The organism is Nocardiopsis halophila DSM 44494 (assembly GCF_000341245.1).
In the GTDB taxonomy this organism is placed as follows: Bacteria; Actinomycetota; Actinomycetes; order Streptosporangiales; family Streptosporangiaceae; genus Nocardiopsis_A; species Nocardiopsis_A halophila.
Genome location: NZ_ANAD01000211.1, coordinates 1 through 2,200, shown reverse-complemented (window position 1 = coordinate 2,200; position 2,200 = coordinate 1). Strand labels below are relative to the sequence as shown.

The window sequence follows — 2,200 nt, the reverse complement described above, 5'->3', positions numbered from 1 at the left end:
GACCGCCGACCGGTTCACCGCCTGCCCGTTCGGCGCTCCCGGCGAGCGCATGTACCGCACCGGCGACCTGGTCCGCAGGCGCGCAGGTGCGATCGAGTTCCTCGGCCGCACCGACTTCCAGGTCAAGATCCGCGGGCAGCGCATCGAGCTCGGGGACGTGGAGGCCGCGCTGCGCGGCCTGCCCGGTGTCGCCGACGCCGCCGCCACCGCCCGCCCGGGCCCCGGCGGGCGCACCCGCCTCGTCGGCCACCTGGTCCCCGCGGCCCCCGCCGCCGGCCTCGACCTGGACGCGCTGCGCGAGCGCCTGGCCTCCCTGCTGCCCGCCGCCATGGTCCCCGAGGCCCTGGCGGTGCTGCCGGAGCCGCCGCTGACCCCCAGCGGCAAGCTCGACCGCAAGGCGCTCCCGGACCCGCCCGCCGCCCCGGCCGCGCGGACCGCCGGCCGTCCGCCCGCCGAGGGCGCCGAGCGCACCGTCGCCGACGCCTTCGCCGACGCGGTCGGCGCCCCCGTCGAGCACGCCGACGACGACTTCTTCGCCCTGGGCGGCAACTCCCTGGCCGCCGCGCGCGCCGCCAACCTGCTGCGCGCCCGCCTGGGCGCCGAGGTGCGGGTCACCGACGTCTTCGAGGCGCCCACGCCCCGGGCCCTGGCCGCCCGGCTCGGTGCCGCCGCCGACCCCCGGCCCCCGCTGCGCCCCGGCGCCGCCGACGCGCTCGCCGGACCGGTCCCGCTCACCGGCGGCCAGCGCGGCATGTGGGCCGCCGCCCGGGTCGCCGGGACGGAGGCCGCCTACAACGTGCCGTGGGTGCTGCGCGGCCGGGGCGACCTGGACACCCGCGCCCTGGGGCGCGCCGTCCGCGACGTGGCCGCCCTGCACGAGGCGCTGCGCACCGTCTTCCCGGCCGACGGCGGCGGCGAACCCGTCCAGCGGGTCCTCGCCCCGGAGGAGGCACCCGACCCGGTGGAGGTCGTCGACGTCCGCTCCCTGGGCGCCGAGGCCGCCGACGACCTCCTGGCCCGGGCCGCGCGCCGCCCCTTCGACCTGGAGCGTGAACCGGCCTTCCGGGTCACCGTGCTGCGCACCGGGGACCGCGCCTACACGCTGCTGTTCCTGTTCCACCACATCGTCGTCGACGAGTGGTCCCAGGAGCCGTTCCTGTGGGACCTGGAGGCCGCCTACCGGGCGCGCACCCGCGGCGAGGCCCCGGGGTGGGGGCCGCTTCCGGTGCGCTACGCCGACTACGCTGCCTGGCAGCGCGAGCTGCTCGGCGCCGAGGACGACCCCGGCAGCAGGGCGGCGCGGCAGCGCGCGTTCTGGCGCGGGGCGCTGGAGGGGCTGCCCGAGGAGATCCCGCTGCCCGCCGACCGCCCCCGCCCCGCGCGGCGCGGCGCCGAGGGCGGGACCGCCCGCGTCGGCCTGCCCGCGGACCTGATGCGCGCCGCCGAGGCCCTCGGACGCGAGCACGGCGCCACCCGCTTCATGGTGCTGCAGGCGGCCGTGGCCGTGCTGCTGCACCGGATGGGCGCCGGGGACGACGTGCCGCTCGGCTCCCCGGTGACCGGCCGGTCGGACGAGGCGCTGCACGACGCGGTGGGCATGTTCCTCAACACGCTGGTGCTGCGCACCGACCTGTCGGGCCGGCCGTCCTTCGCCGAGGTCCTGGACCGGGTGCGCGCCGCCGACCTGGGCGCCTTCGACAACGCCGACCTGCCCTTCGACCGGGTGGTCGACGCGCTGGCACCGGTGCGCGCGCCGGGGCGCACCCCGCTGTTCCAGGTGATGGTCTCCCACCAGACCCGGCCCGAGCGCTCCCGCCGGGTGCTGGGGCTGGAGACCTCCGTCGACGACGGCGCCCTGCACAGCGCACGCTTCGACCTGGAGTTCGAGTTCGTCGAGACGCCGGGGGAGGAGGGCTGCACGGCCTCGGTGCGCTACGCGGCCGACCTGTTCGACCGGGGGACCGCCGAGGGGATCGCCGAGCGCCTGGCGCGCGTCCTGGCCGAGGGGGTCGCCGCCCCGCAGCGGCCGGTCCGGGCGCTGGACGTGCTCTCACCGGAGGAGCACAAGGAACTGGAGGAGGGCAGGGCCCGGACCGCGCACCCGATCACGCACCGCACCCTGCCCGGGCTGGTCGCCGCGGGCGCCGCCGACCCGTCGGCGCCCGCGCTCGTCTTCGACGGCGCCGAGCTGACGCGCGGG

General features: G+C 79.0%; 1 protein-coding gene. It reads left to right on the top strand.

Features of this window, described 5'->3' with window-relative positions; genetic code table 11:
* Positions 1-2,200: condensation domain-containing protein (locus D450_RS31140; RefSeq protein WP_152520905.1), on the top strand; the 2,200-nt coding region annotated here is incomplete at both ends.